General features: G+C 62.2%; 1 protein-coding gene and 1 pseudogene. Both read right to left on the bottom strand.

Going from position 1 to position 1,492, the window contains the following annotated elements:
* Positions 1-331 precede the first annotated feature (331 nt).
* Complete coding sequence (locus EOA28_RS41225) at positions 332-844, bottom strand: hypothetical protein (protein WP_348633452.1); 513 nt, start codon at positions 842-844, stop codon at positions 332-334.
* A 455-nt stretch (positions 845-1,299) separates the two neighbouring features.
* A pseudogene (locus EOA28_RS39290) lies at positions 1,300-1,492 on the bottom strand (IS21 family transposase); the annotation flags it as partial.

Genomic DNA, 1,492 nt, shown 5'->3' with positions numbered 1-1,492 from the left:
GGGCAAAGGACGGCTGCCCCGAGTTTAATCGGCGGCAACTTGGCATGGGAAGAAAAAACAATTCCAATCAAGAAGCCAGCCGCGAAACGCTAGGCTAACGCCTAAGGTCCGGAGCTCGCCTTCTGCTCAACGCCATCACAAGGACGGCGTTGAGCAGCGTAACGAACCTTACATCCTGACGTTGCCAAGCGGTCCTGGACGTGTCGATCTAGTACTCGATCAGCGTATGAAAAAAGCTTGCAGTTCTTTCGACACGCCGCCACTCGAAAAGTTCCATGCTCGCCTTTGGCAACGGCTGGCTTGGTCATGGGAGCTTCCCGTACGGCGGCGGCTATTGCAACCGATCGCTCTGAAGCTGCCCGCAGCCGCTCGTCGCTAGCCACCGCGCCCGCGCCAGGTGGGATGTCCAAGCCCGACGTGCCCGTTCCGGCTGGCGCTCTGCGTCAATGTTCAAGATGGCTCGTGCCACCTTGCGCCAGTCGAGGCCCATCGCCTCCGACATCAGCAGGACGGCGTAAGTCTGAACGTGCGCCACGTCGTAAGGCGTGACCTCGGCCAACTCGGGTGTTTCATTATCGATCCAGGCCTCCTCCTCCTTTGGGGGCGCGTCGATGTAGCGGCCAATCGAGGCCAGGTGCGCCGCAATCTGGTAACGCAGGTGATCGCGGCTCCCGTAGCGCGCATCGATTTCGCCGAGCTTCTTGTACAATCCCCTACGCTTGTCGCGCGGAACATCGGTATCGCCCAGGGAGTAACAACTCGGACCGACAGCGCAGATATCGCAGCCCGTTGCGACCACGTCCTGCACGAATGCGGGAATGTCCTTTTCTTGCATGCGCTTCATTACAATAGGCCTCTTCTGACTTCACATTTCCTTATCACAGATCACCCGGTTTGCAACCCTACCGTGCAATCTCGGGCGTCATTGCGGTACGCGAGCACCTTCCCTCGCAGCTCAGCCCAGTGAATCCGCCCCGCGCGCGCCTCGCCCTGGAGCCGGGTGGTGCCCTTGCGGAGCTAAACGACGCGGGTCTTGGTCTTGGTGGAGCGGGTTGAACTGGACATTGAGCTTTCCTTTCTAGCGATGCCCTTCAGGCGTTCCGGCCCTTTGCCGGTCTTCCCTGCGGGTGCGGTCAAAAGGAACCGGCGGAAGCTGGCCCCTTCAGGGTCCGGAGCCTGCCAGGGGAGCAAGGTTGGCATGCGGACAAGCGGGGCCACTTCTTCACTGGCCCTGCGCGGGACGCGGGGCAGCCTTGCCGAGATCGGCGGGTTCCGGCCGCTCCGCGGCGCGATAGCGGCTCGGCGGCCGGCGATCGCGTTCTTCTTGACGTAGCCGACGTTCGTCCTTGCCCTTGGTGCCTGCCCGATACGGCGCGCAGGCCCGCGGCGTGAAGCCCCAGTAGCGGGCAAAAGCATGGAGGCGCGCGTTGAACCTGACCTCGCGCGTCACTGCGTCATGATGCTCGACCAGCGCCTTTGGGTTATCCAGCAG

The organism is Mesorhizobium sp. M2A.F.Ca.ET.067.02.1.1 (assembly GCF_004023285.1).
Classification (GTDB): Bacteria; Pseudomonadota; Alphaproteobacteria; order Rhizobiales; family Rhizobiaceae; genus Mesorhizobium.
This window is presented reverse-complemented; position numbering and strand designations above follow the sequence as displayed.

Bases quoted from the DNA above. Each gene is read 5' to 3' on its own strand.
- EOA28_RS41225 (WP_348633452.1), bottom strand. From the start codon at position 844: ATGAAGCGCATGCAAGAAAAGGACATTCCCGCATTCGTGCAGGACGTG.